The sequence below is a fragment of the Candidatus Accumulibacter sp. ACC012 genome (assembly GCF_907163155.1).
GTDB classification, from domain to species: domain Bacteria; phylum Pseudomonadota; class Gammaproteobacteria; order Burkholderiales; family Rhodocyclaceae; genus Accumulibacter; species Accumulibacter delftensis.
In genome coordinates this window covers 141,997-160,414 of sequence record NZ_CAJQUC010000007.1, presented here as the reverse complement: position 1 = coordinate 160,414, position 18,418 = coordinate 141,997, and the positions used below count along the sequence as shown (strand labels likewise).

General features: G+C 64.4%; 17 protein-coding genes and 2 pseudogenes. 15 read left to right on the top strand and 4 right to left on the bottom strand.

What is annotated here, in order from left to right:
• The first annotated feature begins 1 nt into the window (after position 1).
• From QZ648_RS09405 to QZ648_RS09385, 5 genes and pseudogenes are all read left to right on the top strand, one after another.
• Complete coding sequence (locus QZ648_RS09405) at positions 2-1,747, top strand: hydrogenase maturation protein (RefSeq protein WP_291996836.1); 1,746 nt, start codon at positions 2-4, stop codon at positions 1,745-1,747.
• Between the two features lie 52 nt (positions 1,748-1,799).
• A pseudogene (locus QZ648_RS09400) lies at positions 1,800-2,092 on the top strand (sigma 54-interacting transcriptional regulator); the annotation flags it as partial.
• A gap of 1 nt (position 2,093) precedes the next feature.
• Positions 2,094-2,204, top strand: a pseudogene (locus tag QZ648_RS09395) (nickel-dependent hydrogenase large subunit); the annotation flags it as partial.
• Positions 2,205-2,433: 229 nt separating this feature from the next.
• Positions 2,434-2,733 (top strand): antibiotic biosynthesis monooxygenase, encoded by a 300-nt coding sequence (locus QZ648_RS09390; RefSeq protein WP_291996835.1) that lies wholly within the window; start codon positions 2,434-2,436, stop codon positions 2,731-2,733.
• Between the two features lie 34 nt (positions 2,734-2,767).
• Positions 2,768-2,959: a hypothetical protein gene (locus QZ648_RS09385; protein ID WP_291996834.1), complete on the top strand. Its 192-nt coding sequence runs from the start codon at positions 2,768-2,770 to the stop codon at positions 2,957-2,959.
• A gap of 2 nt (positions 2,960-2,961) precedes the next feature.
• Here the strand turns inward: QZ648_RS09385 and QZ648_RS09380 are convergent, their stop codons facing one another.
• The gene (locus QZ648_RS09380) at positions 2,962-3,636 is read right to left on the bottom strand and encodes an ISAs1 family transposase (RefSeq protein ID WP_291996092.1); all 675 of its coding nucleotides are present in this window, start codon (positions 3,634-3,636) and stop codon (positions 2,962-2,964) included.
• A 38-nt stretch (positions 3,637-3,674) separates the two neighbouring features.
• Positions 3,675-4,676, bottom strand: a complete 1,002-nt coding sequence (locus tag QZ648_RS09375; RefSeq protein WP_291996091.1) for a Druantia anti-phage system protein DruA — start codon at positions 4,674-4,676, stop codon at positions 3,675-3,677.
• 135 nt (positions 4,677-4,811) lie between these two features.
• Here QZ648_RS09375 and QZ648_RS09370 point away from each other — a divergent pair, with 135 nt between their 5' ends.
• Genes QZ648_RS09370 through QZ648_RS09355 form a run of 4 tightly spaced genes read left to right on the top strand, consistent with a single transcriptional unit; the run spans position 4,812 to position 7,854 of the window.
• Complete coding sequence (locus QZ648_RS09370) at positions 4,812-5,756, top strand: cobalamin-dependent protein (RefSeq protein WP_291996833.1); 945 nt, start codon at positions 4,812-4,814, stop codon at positions 5,754-5,756.
• Positions 5,757-5,765: 9 nt separating this feature from the next.
• On the top strand, positions 5,766-7,040 hold the full coding sequence (locus tag QZ648_RS09365) for an ATP-binding protein (protein ID WP_291996832.1): 1,275 nt from the start codon (positions 5,766-5,768) through the stop codon (positions 7,038-7,040).
• A 44-nt stretch (positions 7,041-7,084) separates the two neighbouring features.
• On the top strand, positions 7,085-7,279 hold the full coding sequence (locus QZ648_RS09360; protein WP_169065321.1) for a hypothetical protein: 195 nt from the start codon (positions 7,085-7,087) through the stop codon (positions 7,277-7,279).
• Positions 7,276-7,854, top strand: coding sequence for an NnrU family protein (locus QZ648_RS09355; protein ID WP_169065322.1), 579 nt, complete (start codon positions 7,276-7,278; stop codon positions 7,852-7,854). The genes QZ648_RS09360 and QZ648_RS09355 overlap by 4 nt, the downstream gene beginning before the upstream one ends.
• Positions 7,855-7,927: 73 nt before the next feature.
• Here QZ648_RS09355 and QZ648_RS09350 read toward each other — a convergent pair whose 3' ends face one another.
• Complete coding sequence (locus tag QZ648_RS09350; RefSeq protein WP_291996831.1) at positions 7,928-8,848, bottom strand: hypothetical protein; 921 nt, start codon at positions 8,846-8,848, stop codon at positions 7,928-7,930.
• Positions 8,849-9,103: 255 nt separating this feature from the next.
• Between QZ648_RS09350 and QZ648_RS09345 the strand changes: the two genes are divergently transcribed.
• Positions 9,104-9,670: a lipocalin family protein gene (locus tag QZ648_RS09345; protein ID WP_291996830.1), complete on the top strand. Its 567-nt coding sequence runs from the start codon at positions 9,104-9,106 to the stop codon at positions 9,668-9,670.
• Positions 9,671-9,747: 77 nt separating this feature from the next.
• On the opposite strand, the gene QZ648_RS09340 is transcribed toward QZ648_RS09345, so the two are convergent.
• Positions 9,748-10,542, bottom strand: a complete 795-nt coding sequence (locus QZ648_RS09340; protein ID WP_291996829.1) for an ion transporter — start codon at positions 10,540-10,542, stop codon at positions 9,748-9,750.
• A gap of 326 nt (positions 10,543-10,868) precedes the next feature.
• Between QZ648_RS09340 and QZ648_RS09335 the strand changes: the two genes are divergently transcribed.
• The 5 genes from QZ648_RS09335 (at position 10,869) to QZ648_RS09315 (ending at position 18,214) form a co-directional block, all read left to right on the top strand.
• Positions 10,869-12,329: a DUF3375 domain-containing protein gene (locus QZ648_RS09335; RefSeq protein WP_169065325.1), complete on the top strand. Its 1,461-nt coding sequence runs from the start codon at positions 10,869-10,871 to the stop codon at positions 12,327-12,329.
• Between the two features lie 327 nt (positions 12,330-12,656).
• Entirely contained in the window at positions 12,657-12,833 is a 177-nt protein-coding gene (locus QZ648_RS09330; protein WP_169067794.1) for a hypothetical protein, read from the top strand.
• A gap of 35 nt (positions 12,834-12,868) precedes the next feature.
• Positions 12,869-13,597, top strand: a complete 729-nt coding sequence (locus tag QZ648_RS09325) for a DUF4194 domain-containing protein (RefSeq protein ID WP_291996828.1) — start codon at positions 12,869-12,871, stop codon at positions 13,595-13,597.
• Complete coding sequence (locus QZ648_RS09320; protein WP_291996827.1) at positions 13,590-16,991, top strand: ATP-binding protein; 3,402 nt, start codon at positions 13,590-13,592, stop codon at positions 16,989-16,991. Before QZ648_RS09325 ends, QZ648_RS09320 begins: the two co-directional genes overlap by 8 nt.
• Positions 16,988-18,214: a Wadjet anti-phage system protein JetD domain-containing protein gene (locus QZ648_RS09315; protein ID WP_291996826.1), complete on the top strand. Its 1,227-nt coding sequence runs from the start codon at positions 16,988-16,990 to the stop codon at positions 18,212-18,214. The genes QZ648_RS09320 and QZ648_RS09315 overlap by 4 nt, the downstream gene beginning before the upstream one ends.
• Positions 18,215-18,418: the final 204 nt, after the last annotated feature.

Below are 18,418 nucleotides of genomic sequence, written 5' to 3'. Positions count from 1 at the left end.
GATGCGCATCCTGATCCTTTGCCATGCCTTCAACAGTCTCAGCCAGCGCCTGTACAGCGAACTGGCGGCGCGTGGTCATCGCTTGTCGGTCGAGTTCGACATCGCCGACTCGGTCGCCGAAGAAGCTGTGGCGCTGTTTCGCCCCGAGCTGATCGTCGCCCCCTACCTGCGCCGGCCGATCCCGGCGTCGATCTGGGAGCAGCACTGCTGCCTGATCGTGCATCCTGGCATCATCGGTGATCGTGGTCCATCAGCGCTCGACTGGGCGATCCAGGACGGCGAGCCGGCCTGGGGGGTGACCGTCCTGCAGGCGACTGGCGAACTCGACGCTGGCCCGATCTGGGCCAGCGAATACTTCCCGATGCGCGTCGCCAGGAAGTCCAGCCTCTACCGCCACGAGGTGACCGAGGCCGCGAGCTGCGCCGTGCTGCGCGCGGTCGAGCGTTTTGCTGCCGGAAATTTCGTGCCCACGCCGCTCGATCCTGCTGCTGCGGGCGTGCGCGGCCGGGCGCGCCCCCTGTTGCGCCAGGGCGATCGCGCCATCGACTGGCAGCGCGACGACAGTGAGACTATCCTGGCTCGGCTCAACGCCGCCGATGGTTTTCCCGGCGTCGCCGATCAGCTTTTCGGCGAGCCGTGCCGGCTGTTCGACGCCTGGCCCGAAGACAGGCTGCGTGGCGGTGCACCGGGTGAAGTGATCGCCTGGCGGGAAACGGCGATCCTGCGCGCGACGGTGGACGGCGCGCTGTGGATCGGGCATGTGCGCCGCGAGGAGGAGGGCAGCGCCAAAGCTGACGCCAAGCCTTTCAAACTGCCTGCCACGCAGGTTTTCGCCGCGCAACTGGCGGCTATCCCGGAAGCCCCGCTGGCCGGCACAAGCAGCAACTTCGCGGCGGCCGGCAGAACCTGGCAGGACATCCGCTACGAAGAGGCCGGGTCGGTCGGCTTCCTGCATTTCGACTTCTACAATGGCGCCATGAGCAGCCGCCAATGCCGGCGCCTGCTTTCTGCCTGGCAGTGGGCGCAGCGGCGGCCGGTCAGCGTCATCGTCCTGATGGGCGGCCGCGACTACTGGTCGAATGGCATCCATTTGCACAGCATCGAAGCCGCCGCATCGCCGGCCGACGAATCGTGGGCCAACATCAACGCCATCGACGACCTCGCCGAAGCGATCATTGCGAACGAGAAGCAGCTGACCATCGCCGCGCTGCAAGGCAATTGCGGCGCCGGTGGCTGCTTCCTGGCGCGCGCCGCCGATCTCGTCTGGGCACGTGCCGGCGTGTTGCTCAATCCGCACTACCGCAACATGGGCAACCTCTACGGCTCGGAGTACTGGACCTACCTGCTGCCGGCACGGGTGGGCATCGAAGCTGCGCAGGCGATCATGCACAATCGCCTGCCGATGAGCGCCACTGCCGGCGTCGCCGCCGGTTTCGTGGATGCCTGCCTGGCGGGCGATGCGGAAGCGTTTCGCGTTGACGTCGCGCGGCGTGCGGCCGAACTGGCTGCGGCTCCCGCGCTGGCCGCGCGCCTGCAGGCCAAGCGCGCGCAACGTCACGCCGATGAGGCGCTGCAGCCGCTGGCCAGCTATCGCGCCGCGGAACTCGCCCAGCTGCAACGCAATTTCTACGGCTTCGATCCCAGTTACCACGTTGCCCGCTACCATTTCGTGCACAAGACGCCGGCCTCGTGGACGCCACGCCATCTGGCGATTCATCGCGATCTCGGCTGGCGCGTGCCGTGGTGAGCACCACTCCGCAGCCGAAGCTGCCGACGGTACTGGTCGTCGCGTCGAGGCGAAAAGCCAGCGCGTCAAACGCGAGTTCGGTCTCGACGAACTGATCCGCAGCCCGGACAGCCCGCTCAATGGTGTCTGCGCGCTGATCGAAAAAAAATCGTCCCTTTCGACCTCTCGGTGCTGATCAGCGGTGAATCGGGCACCGGCAAGGAAATGCTGGCCCGCGCCATCCACTACTGCAGCCGGCGGGCCGACCAGGCTTTCGTCGCCGAGAACTGCGGCGCGCTTCCCGACCAGTTGCTTGTAGCCGAACTTTTCGGCTACAAGCGTGGCGCGTTTACTGGCGCCTACGAGTGTTCCCGGGGCGCTCGAACAGGCGCTGGTCGGGCTGCCGGTGGCTGAGTGTGAAAGTGCACTGCTCGCCGTGCAGCATGTCGTGCGCTCGTTCGAGCCGTGCATGGTGTGTGCACCGTGCATTAATCTGAAAGCCTATGCTGTGCATAGCTCCGTTCGCCACCGTTACGGCGTGCAATTGCTTTGGGTGTAAGCTGGCTGACGCCGCCCGATTATCCCGTTGCTTGATGGATGGGGTGACGAACACAAACGCGCTATGGCTGGCGAATTGCGCGCCTGGAAGGAACGCTTTGCCGAAGACAAGTCCTGATCGAGTATTAACCACGCACGAGGAGAAGGCGATGTTTGTCGCCCTGAGCCGTTTTGCCGTTGCCAACGCGATGGAGGAGGCGGTGCGCGCAGCTTTTGTCGCGCGTCCGCACCGGGTCGATGCGGTGGCCGGTTTCGTGCGCATGGAAGTGTTACTCCCGCAAGGCCATCCCGAAGAGTTCTGGCTGATGACCTGGTGGCTGGGCGAGGGTGCTTTCGACGCCTGGCATCACAGCCATGCCTACCATGATTCGCATGGCGGCATGCCCAAGGGATTGAAGCTGATTCCCGGTCGCACCGAGATCCGTCGCCGCCAGCGGATCGCCGAATGATCGGCCGCCGTTGCCACCAAACCAGGACAGCGGGATGACAACTAGTAGTTGTTACCACTGCGATGGCGAAACTCTCGAACGCTTCCTCGCCCTGCGCGACGAAGCAATTGCCCATGCCACGGCCGCAAGCCTGGCCGCCTGGCCAGACTTCTTCACCAGACGCGGTCCGCGGGCGCATGAAGCTTGCGCCGAGGACATCGCCACGGTAAATTTGTTCTCGCACTGAACTCAAGGCGAGACGTGGCCGGTAGAGTTCTTGGTCATGCGCAGATAGTCGAAGACCAAGCGGATGTTACGGTTGAGGCGGCGCATTTTCTCGGCAAGGCTGGTTTTGCCATCGGCGAAGTGGTGGAGGATGCCGACGGCGAAGCGGCGCAGGCGTGACATATTCTCGGGACCGTGACCGGTGCGAATCCGGCTGCGGTCTTCGTCGTAATTCCAGTCAATGACGTAGTGACAACGGTTTTCAATCGACCAATGGCCGCGATTGATGGCGAGGAGGCGCTGCGGGCTGGCCTGTTCTGGAGGGCGACTGGTGACACCGAGAGCGGTTTCGAGCGTACGCTTGCCACTCTTCTTGTGCACCACCTCGCGCTCGATCAAGAACACCTGGCCCACATGCGGGAAATCGAGATACGCGTTGAGGGCGTCGCTACACCAAATGCGCCGGGTTTCGATCCGACCATGGTCAGGTGGCGAAATTGCCACGTAGTCTGGCGCCTTGCGATTCTGGAACAGGACTGCGATGTCGGCTTCCAGTGTTGGCTGATTGCCTTTGGCCGTGAAATGGTAGTGCGCCTTGCGCTCCACCAAGTAGGTTGCCAGCTTGCGCTGTGTCAGCAGCGCGTCGGCGGTGATGTCCTTGCCCTGAATTTCGATCGCATCGAGCAGGGGCATGAACATCCCGATTTCATTGGTTTGCTTGAGCTCTTCCCCGCCATTTACGGGCAAAGTTCCGACTTTTTTTGGGTGTGGCACACGCCGGTCTGATGCCCGACCACGCTCATGATGTGCGTTTGCTGCCCGTTCTCGTCATGGGCATTGCGCATGGTCTTGCCGTCGACGGCAAGGCTGGGATCCTCTTGAGCGTAGGCCTTGTTCCACTGCTGATACGCTTGGTCGAGTGCCGTGGGATCGACGCGGATCAGGACGTCACGGATGATGAACTCACTCGGTACGCGGTAAATTCCCTGCTCGCGGCGACAGCGGAAGCGTTCGCGCGCTTTGGGTTTGAGGTCTTGTGCCCAACCGGCGATGGCCTTGTAGCCACGCATTCCGCACAACACCGCCGCGGTGGCGATGGCCAGAACGGCAGGAAGGGGGTGGCGCCTGCCTTGCGCGCGACGCGGATCGGCGATGTCAGCGAAGAAATCGGGGAGAGTGCGCATCTGTTCGGCGGTGAGCATCATCCTTGGCGCTCCTATACGATAGCGGGGGTTGAGTATCGAACGGGAAAGTTGGGCGCGAGCATCGGCCTGCAATGGGCGAACGAAGACGACTTTGGGCGACGCAGGGTGGGCGCTGTAGCCTTCTCGGGTCCGGCGAAAGCCTTGGGTCAGCCCCAGAGGCGCCCAGTTCGCGGCCCGATAGACGGTCCCCTGGAAGCGCGACGGATCCACAAAGGTCTCCAGCAGTAACAGCGGTTTCCCGAAATGGGCCTGCCAGTCCTCTGCGAGCCGTCGCTCACAGAGCGAGAGCACCTTGGAGCCAAGATTGGCGTAATGCCAGTCGGGAAGGATCAGAAAGCGACTGTTGTTGGCGACCAGGCCCAGGCGATCGTACTGATGCCGATAGTCCCAGCCAATCCAGCGGTCACGAACGCCGCATTTCCAGGCCGCCGCGGAGAAACTCAGCAAGGCCGCCCACTCTTCGCCGTGCGTAGCCACGTACCAGAGCGTGTGCCCGATCTTCGCCAGATCGCCCAAGTAGTGATGCTCTGCCATCAATTCTCGATAGCGAGCCTCTTCGCTCTTCCTCACCAAGCGAACACGCAATGCACACACAACGCCTTCCATGTGCCATTTATACGGGCTTTCTGCGCGGATGTCCAGGGGGACGAACTAACTGCTTGATTGCCCGTGCGTTGCCTGAGAGGACAAATCCACCCTGAGGACATCGCTTTTCACCTCGACTTCCTGCGGCCGGCGCTGGAGACTGGTGATTTGTCGTCGTTCACCGCTTATCTCGGCTGGTTGGCGCAAGTTCTTTCGTCGCGCGGCATTGCCGGCGATTCGCTGCCGCGCTCGCTCGACGACCTGGCGGCGTTCTTCGCCGGGCGATTGGCCGGCGCGGCTGCGCCGGTGGTCGCCGCGCTGACCGCCGCTCGGACGGCGCTGGATGGTGGCCTTCCGGCACCGTCCTACGACCGCCCTTGTCCCGACTCCTGGGAAGAAGCCGATCCCTTTCGCAAGGCCGTGCTCGCCGGCCAGCGGCGCGAAGCGTCGGCCCTGTTCAACCGTGCCCTCGACCGCCAGGGCTCGCTGCCGGCAGCTGAAATTCATGTCATCCAGCCGGCGCTCTACGAAGTTGGTCGCGGGTGGCAGCAGAACCGCGTGTCCGTGGCCCAGGAGCATCTCGCCACGGCGATGGCCCAAAGCTTGATGGCGCAGGGCTTCGCACGCGTCGAACCGGCCGCCGACAATGGCCGCAAGGCGCTCTTCGCGTGCCCGGCGGGGAATCGGCACAGTGTCGGTCTGCGGATGGTCGCCGACGCTTTCGAAATGTCGGGCTGGACGGTGCATTACCTCGGCGCCAACGTACCGCTGCCGGCCTTGATCGACCAGATCAAGCAGCTGCAGCCCGATCTGGTCGGCCTGTCGGCGTCACTGCCACAGCAGCTGCGCGGCCTGCGTGAAGCACTTGCCGCTCTACGCACGAGTTTTGCCGCCGGTGGTCCGCGCCTGGTGGTCGGCGGCCTGGTCTTCAACCAGTTTCCTCTACTCGCGCAGAGCGTCGGTGCCGAGTTGCTCGGCGAAGATGCGCTAGGCGCGGCAGCAGCGGCTAGTGCGCTGCCGAGCGCTTAGCGTCGGCACGTGCACAAGGCTTTGTTCCAGACGCTGCAATCCGTTGCCTTTGCCGAAATCAGCGTCTCTGGACGAGTGATTTCGGCAAACGACGGCTTTTACGTTCTGCTGCAACATTCGTCCGGCAGCGTCGCGGGCGTGGACGATGTCGGCCAGTACTTCAGCAATCCGCCCTTCGCCGAACTTGTTGCCAGCGTGCAGCGCGCAGCGCCCGGCGAAGTCGTGCACCAGGGACTGCTCACTTTTCTTGACCAAAGCGGCGAGCCGCACTCTTTGCCGGCCAGGGTCTTTCGCCAGGGTGATCATCTGGCGCTGCTCGCCGAGCACGACGTCGGCGAGAATCGACGCCTGCTGGCGGCGGTGTTGAGCCTCAACGACGAGCTTGCCGAGCAGCAGCGCGTGCTGGCGCGGGCGAATCGCCAGCTGGCCGCCGAAAAGGCCGAGCAGCAGCGCCTGCTGCACGAGCTGGCGGCTGCGCAGGCGCATCTGGTGCAGTCCGCGCAGCTGGCCTCCGTCGGCCAGCTGGCGGCCGGCGTTGCGCACGAGATCAACAACCCCATTGGTTTCGTGCGCGCCAACCTGGCGACGCTCGGCAGCTATGTCGATGATCTGCTGGCTATCGTCGATGCCTATGCGGCCGGCGAAGCGCTGCTTGCCCGCGACGCCGCGCTGCTGGCGAGCGTCCAGGCCTTGTGCCTGCGTTGCGATCTGGATTTCGTCCGCGCTGACGCGGCCGTGCTGGTCGCCGAGTCGGTCGCCGGTGTCGCGCGCGTCGCGCGCATCGTCAGTGACCTCAAGGATTTTTCGCGCATCGACGAGTCCGAATGGCAGCTCGCCGACCTGCACGCCTGCCTGGAAAGCGCGCTCAATGTCGCCAGCCATGCCTTGCGGCAGGTGGCGGTCGTTCGTCAGTATGGTGTGCTGCCCACCCTCTACTGCTGCCCGAGTCAGCTCAGCCAGGCGTTCATGAACCTGCTGGTCAATGCCATCCAGTGGCTGGACCTGTCCAGACCGGGGCAGATCTGCCTGCGCAGCGGTCAACTCGGCGATCAAGCCTGGATCGAAATCGAGGATAACGGGCAGGGCATCGCGGCGGCGAACCTACAGCGCATTTTCGACCCCTTCTACAGCACCCGAGCGATCGGTGCCGGCACCGGACTCGGACTGTCGTCGGCGTGGGGAATCGTCAGTCGGCACGGCGGCCGCATCGAGGTGCGCAGCGAGCCTGGAGCGGGGAGCTGCTTCCGCGTTTGGCTGCCCTTCTCGCGGACAGCCAGCGAGTAAGTCCTTGGACAGAAGTCGCCTTGGTTCTCGCTGAGGATGGTCACTTGCTCCCGTTCGAGCACGAATTCAAAGGCCGCGACGAAGGCGCACATCCCGGGCTTTGCCGCGTCCCGCTGGTGAGGCCGGTGATCAGAGGCAATATCGCCGTGATCAGCAAAGGCAACAGCACCTTGTCGCCGGCGGCGAAGGTATACTTTCCTCTGCTGATGACCGAAAAAGGGGCGATGGGACCATCATGACTGCACTGATTCTAGGGCTGGTGATCTTTCTCGGTGTGCATTCGGTGCGCATCTTCGCCGACGACTGGCGCAGCGGGGTGCGTGCGCGCATCGGCGCGAACGCCTGGAAAGGCGGCTACTCGCTGCTCTCTCTGTTCGGCTTCGGGCTGCTGGTCTGGGGTTATGGCCAGGCGCGGCTCGATCCCGTGCTGCTGTGGACGCCGATGATCGGGACGCGCCACTTCGCGGCACTCCTGATGCTGCCGTCGTTCATCCTGCTGGTCGCTGCCTACGTGCCGCAAAACGGCATCAAGGCACGGGTGCACCACCCCATGGTGCTGGCCGTCAAGGTCTGGGCGCTGGCGCACCTGCTGGCCAACCACACGCTGGCTGACCTGCTTCTCTTTGGCAGCTTGCTGCTCTGGTCGGTGCTCGATTTCCGCTCGTCAAGGCAGCGCGATCGCGCTGCCGGCACCGTCTATCCGGCCGGCACCCAGGCCGGCACGGTGGTCACGGTGGCGGTGGGGGCAGTGGCCTGGGCAGTGTTTGCATTTTGGGCGCACGCCTGGCTGTTTGGCGTGCGACCGTTCGGCTGAAGCGCCTGCGCTTAGGGCATAGGGAGTCGCAACCGATTCCATTCTGCCCACCAGCGAGGTTCTGCCAAACCGCTCAGAAGCGGTGGGAGACGGTAAGCCCGATCGCCGGTGCGCTGTTGTACTCGTCGCTATAGACGTCGTGGCCGCCGGAGTTACTGACCGTCAGCTTGCCGTTGACGAATCCCGCCGCATAGAAGTCGGCGCGGGTCGCTTTGTCGAAGCTGTACGAGAGCCGCGCGAAGAGTGGAATGAAGCGGTTTTCGCCAATCCCGCCGGGCACCGCACCGTCTTCTTTCAGACGAAAGCGGTACGAGCGGTAGGAGCCGCCACCGCCGATTTCCCAGCGCTCGGAAAGCGCGTAGGCGAGCTCCAGTCCAGCGCCGCCTGCCGGTCCTGCCTGTAGCGGGTTGCCCAGACGCAGACGGTCGCTGATCTTCCAGTTGACGAGCACGAAGGGAAAAACCTTGTTTTCGTCGATCTGGCGAAAGACGCCCAGGCCGAAGCCGAGCACGAGATCCGGAGAGAAAGTCCGGGTGGCGGTGAGCAGCGCGCCGTAGTTCAGCGAGTCGCTGGCTTTGGCGCCGGATTCGCCGCTCCACTCGACACTTGGGTTGAAGCCCAGTCGCCAGTCGGGAGCGATGGCGTAGGAGAGATTCAGGCCGACCAGCGGCGCGTTCAGTCGCGACCACGGCGCCTGGCCGCCGAAGGCCGCTGGCTTGTCCCAGTTCCAGTCCTGATAGTCGTAGCGCAGGCTGAAGCCGGCAGCGACCTGCGGCGTGAACTGACGGGTGACGTTGCCGCCGATTTGCACCCCGGCCCAGTCAAAACTGCCACTGTGATCGAGGTCGGTGTCGAATTGATTGATGCCGGTGATCGATCCCGAAGCCCTCACCTCGCCAGGCTGCAGGCCCTGCGCGAAAACCGGGGTGGCAAGGAGTGCAACTGCGATCAGCGCGGTCAGGCCAACGACTGAGGTGGTGGGGCGATACGGCATTTGGGTGGCTCCGATGGTGGGAAGGATAAAACCGCGGCAATCAGGCGGCCTACTCGATGCTGCGCATGTCCCGGTGGAAGGCGCCAATCACCGCATCGCCGGGCGTTCCCGGGAGTCAGTAGATTGACAGGAAATTTATTGTGCCTAGGACGTGGCATGTATATCTAGCCAGATAGTAGCCGATATAGCGCCTTGTTGCCACTTCTTGTGTATTATTGTCCAGGACAATAACGATTTAAGAGTGAGGTTCTAGAGATGAGCTACTTGCCGCTTCCAACCGCCGCTCGCCATTGCCGGGCGGGTCTGTTGCTACTTTTGCTGTTTGGATTGGGTGCCTGTTCAACAGCACCACCCGCCGGCATGACCCCAGTGACGCCCTTCGATCTGACGCGCTACGAAGGGAAGTGGTTCGAGCTGGCGCGGCTTGACCATTCGTTTGAACGTGGGCTGAGCGATGTCAGTGCCACCTATCGCGCGCAGCCGGATGGCAGTGTCGAAGTGATCAACCGCGGCTACGATAGCGCGCGCAAGGACTGGCAGCAGGCAGTTGGGCGAGCCCTGTTCACGGGTGATCCGAATCGTGGCTCGCTCAAGGTGTCGTTCTTCGGGCCCTTCTACGGTGGCTACCATGTCGTCGCTCTGGACCAGCAGCACTACCGCTGGGCGATGGTCGTCGGGCCGAGCCGTGACTATCTCTGGATACTGGCTCGGGACAAGCGCCTGTCTACGGAAGTTCGTGATCGCCTGCTCAGCCAGGCAAGGGGGCTGGGGCTCGACGTCGAGCAGTTGATCTGGGTCGATCAGACGCGCCAGGATGGCTAGTTGTGCGGGCAGGCATTTTCAGCGTGACGGCAAGTAGAGAGGTCCAGATTTGCTTCGGCCCCGAAGCGGAGGCTGCTTCAGCAGCGCTTTTCCAGGGATCTGCGCAGCGCGACCACTTCATCGTTAAGGCGGCGGATCTCGGTCATCACCTCGTGGTGCTCGTTGTCCACCAGCTCGCGGGTTTCTTCCTGCTCGGCGTGTCCGGTGACGCTCATCGCATCGACGACAATGGCGATGAACAGGTTGAGCACGGCGAAAGTGGTGAGCAGGATGAAAACGATGAAGAACAGCCAGGCCTGCGGATAGACCTCCATCACCGGGCGCACGATTCCCATCGACCACGATTCCAGGGTCATCACCTGGAACAGGGTGTAGAAGGATGCGCCGATACTGCCGAACCAGTCCGGGAAGGCGTCGCCGAACAGCTTGGTGCTCATCACGGCGGCGACGTAGAAGACCAGCAGCAGCAGCGCCAATACCGAGACCATCCCCGGAACTGCCTTGAGCAGGGCGTCTACTACCTTGCGCATCGACGGCACCACCGACACCAGCCGCAAGGCGCGCAGAATTCGTAGCGCACGCAAGACCGAAGCCCCCTCGCCGAAGGGGGCGATGGTGATGCCGACGATCAGGAAGTCAAAAACGTTCCAGCCTGCACGGAAAAAACGCAGGCGATAAACCACCAGCTTGGCAAGGATTTCGGCAACGAAGATGGCCAGCGCCGCGCGGTCGACAACGAACAGCAGGCCGCCAGCGATGTTTATTGCCGAGGGCCAGGTTTCCAGACCAATGGTGATCGCGTTGATCACGATCACCGTGATGATGAAGTTCTGGAAGGTTCCGGATTCGATGATTGATTGGAGCTTGTGCATGCGGCGGAATCGTGTCATGGATGATCGAGCGGCGAATTTTACCAGTGCCAGCGAGAGGAAATGTCGATGATAGTCGCCGCCGCGCGTGGCCGGACCGTGATCGCCGCTGCCTGGTGGACACCTTCCTCGCGACGGTCATGACATGTCGAGACTCCCCTGATCATGCCAGTCATGACCGTTTCCCTCTTCCCCAGGCCCTTCTCCCGCAGGGGGAGAAGGGAGCCTCGCGAGTCGCTTGGCGCGACTTTCACATTCAGGCGCTTGCCGTCGGTCACGGACCTGCGGACAATGCCCCTTCTGCCTTTACCGATGACCCGAGCGAAGAGATGAGCCTCGACTACGCCACCCTCGATCTGCTGCGCCAGAATCATCCGGCCTGGCGGCTGCTGCGCTCGGATCATGCCCCGCTGGTGGCGAGTTTTCTGCAGCGCGTGTTCGTCGTGCCGAATGTGCGGGTAATGGCGCAGGCGGATCTGGCCGAAGCCCTGGAGGACGAGCTGTTCGCGCTACGCGATCGCTGCGGCGCCGAGCTGTTCCCGAAAGCGGCGCTCGACTACCTCAACGACTGGGCGGCCAACGACAAGGGCTGGTTGCGCAAGTTCTACGCGCAGGGCTCGGACGAACCGCACTTCGACCTCACGCCGGCCACCGAGAAGGCCATCGCCTGGCTCGACACGCTCGCCGCGCGCAGTTTCGTTGGTACCGAGTCGCGCCTGCTGACCCTCTTCGAGTTGCTCAAGCAGATGAGCGAAGGCAGCGAGACCGACCCGCAGACGCGCATCGCCGAGTTGCAGCGCCGCCGCGACGACATCGACGCCGAGATCGCGCGCGTGCTGTCGGGCGACATGCCGATGCTCGACGACAGCGCCCTGCGCGACCGCTTCCAGCAGTTCGTCGCCATGGCGCGCGAGCTGCTCACCGACTTTCGCGAAGTCGAGCACAATTTCCGCGGCCTCGACCGCCGCGTGCGCGAGCGCATCGCGCTCTGGGAAGGCGCCAAGGGCGCCCTGCTCGAAGAGATCATGGGCGAGCGCGACGCCATTTCCGACTCCGACCAGGGTCGCAGCTTCCGCGCCTTCTGGGATTTCCTGATGTCGAGCAGCCGCCAGGAGGAACTCTCGGCCTTGCTCGAACGGGTGCTGACCCTGCCCGCAGTGGCTGAACTGCGGCCCGACGCACGCACGCGCCGAGTGCACTACGACTGGCTCGAAGCCGGCGAGCACACGCAGCGCACCGTCGCCCAGCTGTCACAGCAGTTGCGCCGTTTCCTCGACGACCAGGCCTGGCTGGAAAACCGCCGCATCATGGACATCCTGCACGGCATCGAAGCCAAGGCTCTCGCCGTGCGCGAGACACCGCCGCCGGCAAACGACGTGATGAGCATCGCCGACACCGCTGCGGCCATCGAGCTGCCCATGGAGCGACCGCTGTACACGCCACCGATCAAGCCGTCGATCGCCGACCTGGCGATCGAGGCCGGCGATGAAGACGTCGACGCCGCAGTGCTGTTCTCGCAAGTGGTCGTCGACCGCGCGCAGCTCGCCCGGCACATTCGCCAGGCTTTGCAGGGCCGCTCGCAGGTGACCCTGCGCGAGCTCTGCGCAACGCGTCCGCTCGAACACGGCCTTGCCGAGCTGGTCGCCTACCTGCAACTCGCCGGTGACAGCTTCAAGAGCGTGATCGACGAAGACGTCAGCGAGCTGATCGTCTGGCGTGGTGCGGGGCCCGACGGCAAGGAGTTCTCGAAGCAGGCGCGGCTGGCGCGGGTGATCTTTGTCAGCGGCTAACGGTCATGACTTGTCGAGATACACCCGATCATGAAAGTCATGACCGTTACCCTCTTCCCCTGCCCCTTCTCCCGCAAGGGGAGAAGGGAGTTTCGTGAGTCGCTTGCGCGACTTTCACATTAACGGTCATGACACGTGGAGACACCCCAAATCATGAAAGTCATGACCGTTACCCTCTTCCCCTGACCCTTCTCCCGCAAGGGGAGACGGGAGTTTCGTGAGTCGCTTGCGCGACTTTCACATTAACGCCTTGCCGCCGGGCGACGGGAGCGTGCTGGCGCGTGGTATCCTCAGCCCTGCCAAAGGGGTTTTAGCGGAGCTGGCCGGATGAAAGATCATTACGATTTCAGCAAGGGCGTGCGTGGCAAGTTCTACGCTTCCGATGCGGTTGTCCGCTTGCCGGTTTACCTTGATGAGCAGGTGGAGCGGGTGGCAAGCCTGCAAGTCGCCAGTGATGGTGTCGCGAGGCAATCAAAAAGTGCACGAGAAGTAAACGAGAAGTAGGCGCGGCTGTCGCCGGTGATGTTGGTGAGGGAAGCATGGTGGCAGCAGCGGAAGACGACCTGGAAGCACAACTCGACCTAGATGGCTCGGTCGCAGCGACGTCCACCCCGGAGAGCCCCGACCTCTCCGCTCTGGTCATTCCCCTGCTCAAGGGCGTGCTCTATCAGGAGGCGGACGCGGCCTTGTGGAATGCGCTGCTCAATCTGCAGCCGCGGGTGCGTGATTACGTGGCCGTGCTCGACCTCGAACTGGTGCTCGACGAGGCCGAGGGCTATGCCTTCCTGCGCTCGCGTCCGCAGCCCGAGGATGGCGAGGGGGTCCGGCTGCCGCGGTTGGTTGCGCGGCGTCCGCTGTCGTTTCCGGTCAGCCTGCTGCTGGCGCTGCTGCGCAAGAAGCTGGCCGAGTTCGATGCTGGCGGCGGCGACACGCGGCTGGTGTTCTCGCGCGACGAGGTCGTCGAGCTGCTGCGCGTTTTCCTGCACGAAGGCAGTAACGAAGCGCGCCTGATCGACCAGATCGACTTCTATCTCGGCAAGGTCGTCGAGCTCGGCTTCGTGCGCCGCCTGAAAGTGCAGACGGGCCAGGCCGCGACTTTCGAGGTGCGGCGAATTCTCAAGTCCTTCGTCGACGCGCAGTGGCTGGCCGAATTCGATCAGCGTCTCGGCAGCTACCGCTCGCTATTGGCGGGGGAGAGTGGCGGCGCGGGAAAGGGCACGAAGAATAGTACGAAGAGTACAAAGACCAAGGCGGCCACCGATGAATGAGCCGCAGAGCCTCGGGCTGGATTTCGTCGCCGACGACACGCTTTCCGGTTTTCGCCTGCAGCGCCTGGAAGTCTTCAACTGGGGCACTTTCGACGCGCGCGTGTGGACGCTCAACCCGGGCGGTCAGAACTCGCTGCTCACCGGCGACATCGGGTCGGGAAAGTCGACGCTGGTCGATGCGGTGACCACCCTGCTGGTGCCGGCGCAGCGCATCGCCTACAACAAGGCCGCTGGTGCCGACAGTCGCGAGCGGACCTTGCGCTCCTACGTCCTCGGCCACTACAAGTCCGAGCGCAACGAAGTCAGCGGCACGGCGCGACCGGTGGCGCTGCGCGACCACAACAACTATTCGGTGATCCTCGGCGTGTTTCATAACGCCGGCTACGACCAGACGGTGACGCTGGCGCAGGTGTTCTGGATCAAGGATGCGCAGGGGCAGCCGGCACGCTTCTTCGTCGCCGCCGAACGCGAGCTGTCGATTGCCGGCGATTTTGCGAACTTCGGCGCGGACATCGCCGCGCTGCGCAAGCGGCTGCGGAAGCCGCTGGCCGAAGTCTTCGACAGCTTTCCGCCCTACGGCGCCTGGTTCCGGCGCCGTTTCGGGATCGACAACGAGCAGGCGCTGGACCTCTTCCACCAGACGGTGTCGATGAAATCGGTCGGCAACCTGACCGACTTCGTGCGCAGCCACATGCTCGAGCCTTTCGATGTCGGGCCACGAATCACGGCCTTGATCGGCCACTTCGACGACCTCAACCGCGCCCATGAAGCCGTCCTCAAGGCGAAGCGGCAGGTGGCGCTGCTCGCGCCGCTGGTGGCCGACGGCGGGCGGCATGCGCTGCTGGCGGCGCAGATCGAGGACATGCGCGCCTGTCGCGAAGCGCTCAAAGCCTATTTCGCCGGCCTCAAGCTCGGCCTGCTCGACAAGCGGCTGGCCGGCCTGGCTGAAGACTGGCGGCGGCAGGACGCGCAGCTCAGGCGCATCGACGAGCAACGCCTGGCGCAGCGCGCCGAGGAGGGCGAGCTCAAGCGCAGCATCGCCGAGAACGGCGGCGATCGGCTCGAGCGCCTGGCGGCCGACATTCATCGCCTCGAACTGGAGCGCCAGGCGCGAGCGCGCAAGGCACAGCGCTACGGCGAGCTGCTCGGCGCCATTGGCGAGCAGGCCGCGTCTGACGAAGCCAGTTTTCTCGACCAGTGCCAGCGCTTCGCCGTGCTGGCCGAAGCCGCGCGCGAGCGCGATGCAAGCTTGCAGAACGAGCTCACCGAGTTGAGTGTCAGCTTGCGCCAGGGCAAGCAGGAGCACGATGAGCTGATGGCCGAGATCAACAGCCTCAAGGCCCGGCGCAGCAACGTCCCGGCCGCGCAGGTGGCGATGCGCAGCGCGCTGTGCCAGGCGCTTGGCTTCGCCGAAGAGACGATGCCTTTTGCCGGGGAGCTGCTGCAGGTGCGCGACGACGAGCGCGACTGGGAAGGGGCCGGCGAACGCCTGCTGCACAACTTCGGCCTGTCGCTGCTGATTCCCGACGAGGATTACACGCCAGTCGCCGAGTGGGTCGATCGCACCCATCTGCGCGGGCGGCTGGTCTATTTCCGCGTGCGCAAGACCAGGAACAAGACTGCGCCCGGCGACCTGCCCAGCCTGCATCGCGACTCGCTGGTGCGCAAGCTGGCGGTCAAGCCCGACTCGCCGTACTACGACTGGTTGGAACGCGAGCTGGCGCAGCGTTTCGACGTTGCCTGCTGCGCCACCCACGAGCAGTTTCGCCGCGAGACGAAAGCGATCACCCGTGCCGGCCAGATCAAGGCGCCCGGCGAGCGCCACGAGAAAGACGACCGCCATCGCCTCGACGACCGCAGTCGCTACGTCCTCGGCTGGAGCAACGCCGCCAAGATCAGCGCCCTGGAAGCCAACGCCCGGCAACTCGAAACGCGGCTCGGCGAACTCGGCAGCCGCATCGGCAGGATCATGGGCGAGCAGAAGGCGCTCAAGGAGCGCCTGACGGCGCTCTCGAAACTCGGCGAGTACGGCGACTTCAGCGAATTCAGCGAACTCGACTGGCAATCATCGGCCACCGAAGTGGCACGCCTGCAGGACGAGAAGCGCTTGCTGGAAACGACCTCGGACGTCCTGCAGAACCTGACCGCACGCCTGCAGCAACTGCAGGGCGTGCTTGCCGACAGCGAGGCCGCCCTGGCCGCCAGGACGCGCGAGCTGGGCGCCACGCAGGCCAAGCGCGAAGCCGCCGAGGCCTTGCGTAGCGACACCCTGGCGGTGATCGCCAAGGACACGGCGGCGCAGCCGCCGCCAAGTACCTACTTCGAGCGTCTCGATGCGATACGCAGCGAAGCGCTCGGCGAACACCAGCTGAGCGTCGAGTCCTGCGAGAATCGCGAACACGATGTGCGCCAATGGCTGCAGGGCCGCATCGAAAACGAGGACGGCAAGCTGAAGCGGCTGCGCGACAAGATCATCGACGCCATGCGTGCCTACTGCAGCGCATTTCCGCTCGATACCCAGGAAGTCGATGTCGCCATCGAGGCCGTCGGCGAATACCGCCTGATGCTCGACAAGCTGCAGGCCGACGACCTGCCGCGCTTCGAGCTGCGCTTCAAGGAACTGCTCAACGAGAACACCATCCGCGAAGTGGCCAACTTCAACGCCCAGCTGGCGATGTGGCGCGAGACGATCAGGGAGCGCATCACGCGCATCAACGGCTCGCTGACGCAGATCGACTACAACACCGGCCGCTACATCGCCCTCGAAGCGCAGGCCACGCCCGACGCCGACATCCGCGATTTCCAGAGCGAGCTGCGCGCCTGCACCGAAGGCAGCATCACCGGCTCGGACGACGCCCAGTATTCGGAAGCCAAGTTCCTGCAGGTCAAGCACATCATCGAGCGTCTGCGCGGTCGCGAGGGACTCTCCGAGCAGGACCGCCGCTGGACGGCCAAGGTCACCGACGTCCGCTACTGGTTCGTCTTCGCCGCCAGCGAGCGCTGGCGCGAGGACGACAGCGAGCACGAGCACTACTCGGATTCCGGCGGCAAGTCGGGCGGCCAGAAAGAGAAGCTGGCCTATACCATCCTCGCTGCCAGCCTGGCCTACCAGTTCGGCCTCGAATGGGGCGCCGTACGCTCGCGCACTTTCCGCTTCGTGGTCATCGACGAAGCTTTCGGGCGCGGCTCCGACGAATCCGCCCAATACGGCCTGCGCCTCTTCGCGCAGCTCAACCTGCAACTGCTGATCGTCACCCCGCTGCAGAAAATCCACATCATCGAACCCTTCGTCGCCAGCGTCGGCTTCGTGCATAACGAAGAAGGACGCACCTCGAAACTGCGCAACCTGTCGATCGAGGAATACCGCGCAGAGAAGGCGAGGGCGACCGCGTGAGCTGGACGCGGCCGGCCGGGCTGCGGGCGCAGGTGCAGAAACTCTGGGACCGCGGCGACGTGCTCGCCAGTCTGGTCAGCGGCGAGCCGCTGTTTCCGCGCCGGCTGCTCCTCAAGGGACCGACCTCGGGGGAAATGGCCGAGCGCTTCGACGCCGTGCGCGCCTGGGTCGCCGAACTGCGCGTCATGCCCCACTGCCGCATCGAGATGCGCGAATTCCGCCATCGCGTCTTCGGCGCCAACGCCGTGCCGAACGAGGCGTGGGTGGACAGTCTCGACGACGCACTGGCGTTGATCGGCAAGCGCCGCGACGTCGCGCGTTTCAATGCGCTGGTGGAGCTGACCCGCCAGCGCCAGCCGCAACTGCTGGCCTGGTTGGCAAAGCGCCCGCTGCGCGCGCTCGAACTGGCCGGCGAATGGAGCCGCCTGCTGGCCATCGTCGCCTGGGTGGCGGAGCGTGCGCAGCAGGCGCCCAGGCCGGGCGTCTATCTGCGCCAGGTGGACATTCCCGGCGTGCATAGCAAGTTCATCGAAGCGCATCGCGGCCTGCTCGCCGAGTGGCTGGATCTCGTTCTGCCTGCGGCGGCGATAGAAGCCTCGGCCACGGGTGTGAGCGGCTTCGCCCGCCGTTACGGTTTCCGTGACAAGCCGGTACGCATCCGTTTCAGAATTCTCGACCCGGCGCACTCGCGCCTGCCCGTCGCCTTCGGCGACGACATCACTCTCGACGCCGCCAGTTTCGCCCGCCTAGCCCCCGGCGTCGCCCGCGTCTTCATCACCGAGAACGAAATCAACTTCCTCGCTTTCCCGGCCGTGAGCGACAGCCTGATCCTCTTCGGTGCCGGCTACGGCTTCGAGATGCTGGCACAGGCGCAATGGCTCTCGCGCTGTCGCATCCACTACTGGGGCGACATCGACACCCACGGCTTCGCCATCCTCGACCAGCTGCGCGCGCACTTTGCGCACGTTGATTCCTTCCTCATGGACCGCGCGACGCTGCAGGCTTTTGCAACGCAGTGGGGCGAGGAGGACAAGCAGACGCTGCGCGAGCTGCCACGGCTGAATGAGGAAGAGCGTGCGCTTTACGATGACCTGCGCGATAACCGGCTGGGCAAGAATCTGCGGCTGGAGCAGGAGAGGATCGGGTTTGGCTGGGTGGAGGAGGGGATCAGGGGGATTGAGGGGATCGCGGCGCTACTTGCTTCCCCGGCCAGGCTGGAATAGGGTCTGACCAGTCAGAAAAATGGAGGGGTCGCCATGCGCGCGTGGAAACTACAGCAGGCAACCGACCCCCCGTCATTGCGAGGAGGCGCAGCCGACGCGGCAATCCAGTTCCATCCTCTCACTGCTTCTCCGCCGCGCCGACAACGCACAGGGCCAAACCTCTGGATTGCCGCGTCGGCTGCGCCTCCTCGCAATGACGTGCAG

What these genes read in the sequence shown, in the direction of transcription:
- QZ648_RS09405 (WP_291996836.1), top strand. Translation starts at nt 2, where the DNA reads ATGCGCATCCTGATCCTTTGCCATGCCTTCAACAGTCTCAGCCAGCGC.
- QZ648_RS09390 (WP_291996835.1), top strand. Translation starts at nt 2,434, where the DNA reads ATGTTTGTCGCCCTGAGCCGTTTTGCCGTTGCCAACGCGATGGAGGAG.
- QZ648_RS09385 (WP_291996834.1), top strand. Translation starts at nt 2,768, where the DNA reads ATGACAACTAGTAGTTGTTACCACTGCGATGGCGAAACTCTCGAACGC.
- QZ648_RS09380 (WP_291996092.1), bottom strand. Translation starts at nt 3,636, where the DNA reads ATGTTCATGCCCCTGCTCGATGCGATCGAAATTCAGGGCAAGGACATC.
- QZ648_RS09375 (WP_291996091.1), bottom strand. Translation starts at nt 4,676, where the DNA reads ATGGCAGAGCATCACTACTTGGGCGATCTGGCGAAGATCGGGCACACG.
- QZ648_RS09355 (WP_169065322.1), top strand. Translation starts at nt 7,276, where the DNA reads ATGACTGCACTGATTCTAGGGCTGGTGATCTTTCTCGGTGTGCATTCG.
- QZ648_RS09350 (WP_291996831.1), bottom strand. Translation starts at nt 8,848, where the DNA reads ATGCCGTATCGCCCCACCACCTCAGTCGTTGGCCTGACCGCGCTGATC.
- QZ648_RS09345 (WP_291996830.1), top strand. Translation starts at nt 9,104, where the DNA reads ATGAGCTACTTGCCGCTTCCAACCGCCGCTCGCCATTGCCGGGCGGGT.
- QZ648_RS09340 (WP_291996829.1), bottom strand. Translation starts at nt 10,542, where the DNA reads ATGCACAAGCTCCAATCAATCATCGAATCCGGAACCTTCCAGAACTTC.
- QZ648_RS09335 (WP_169065325.1), top strand. Translation starts at nt 10,869, where the DNA reads ATGAGCCTCGACTACGCCACCCTCGATCTGCTGCGCCAGAATCATCCG.
- QZ648_RS09330 (WP_169067794.1), top strand. Translation starts at nt 12,657, where the DNA reads ATGAAAGATCATTACGATTTCAGCAAGGGCGTGCGTGGCAAGTTCTAC.
- QZ648_RS09325 (WP_291996828.1), top strand. Translation starts at nt 12,869, where the DNA reads ATGGTGGCAGCAGCGGAAGACGACCTGGAAGCACAACTCGACCTAGAT.
- QZ648_RS09320 (WP_291996827.1), top strand. Translation starts at nt 13,590, where the DNA reads ATGAATGAGCCGCAGAGCCTCGGGCTGGATTTCGTCGCCGACGACACG.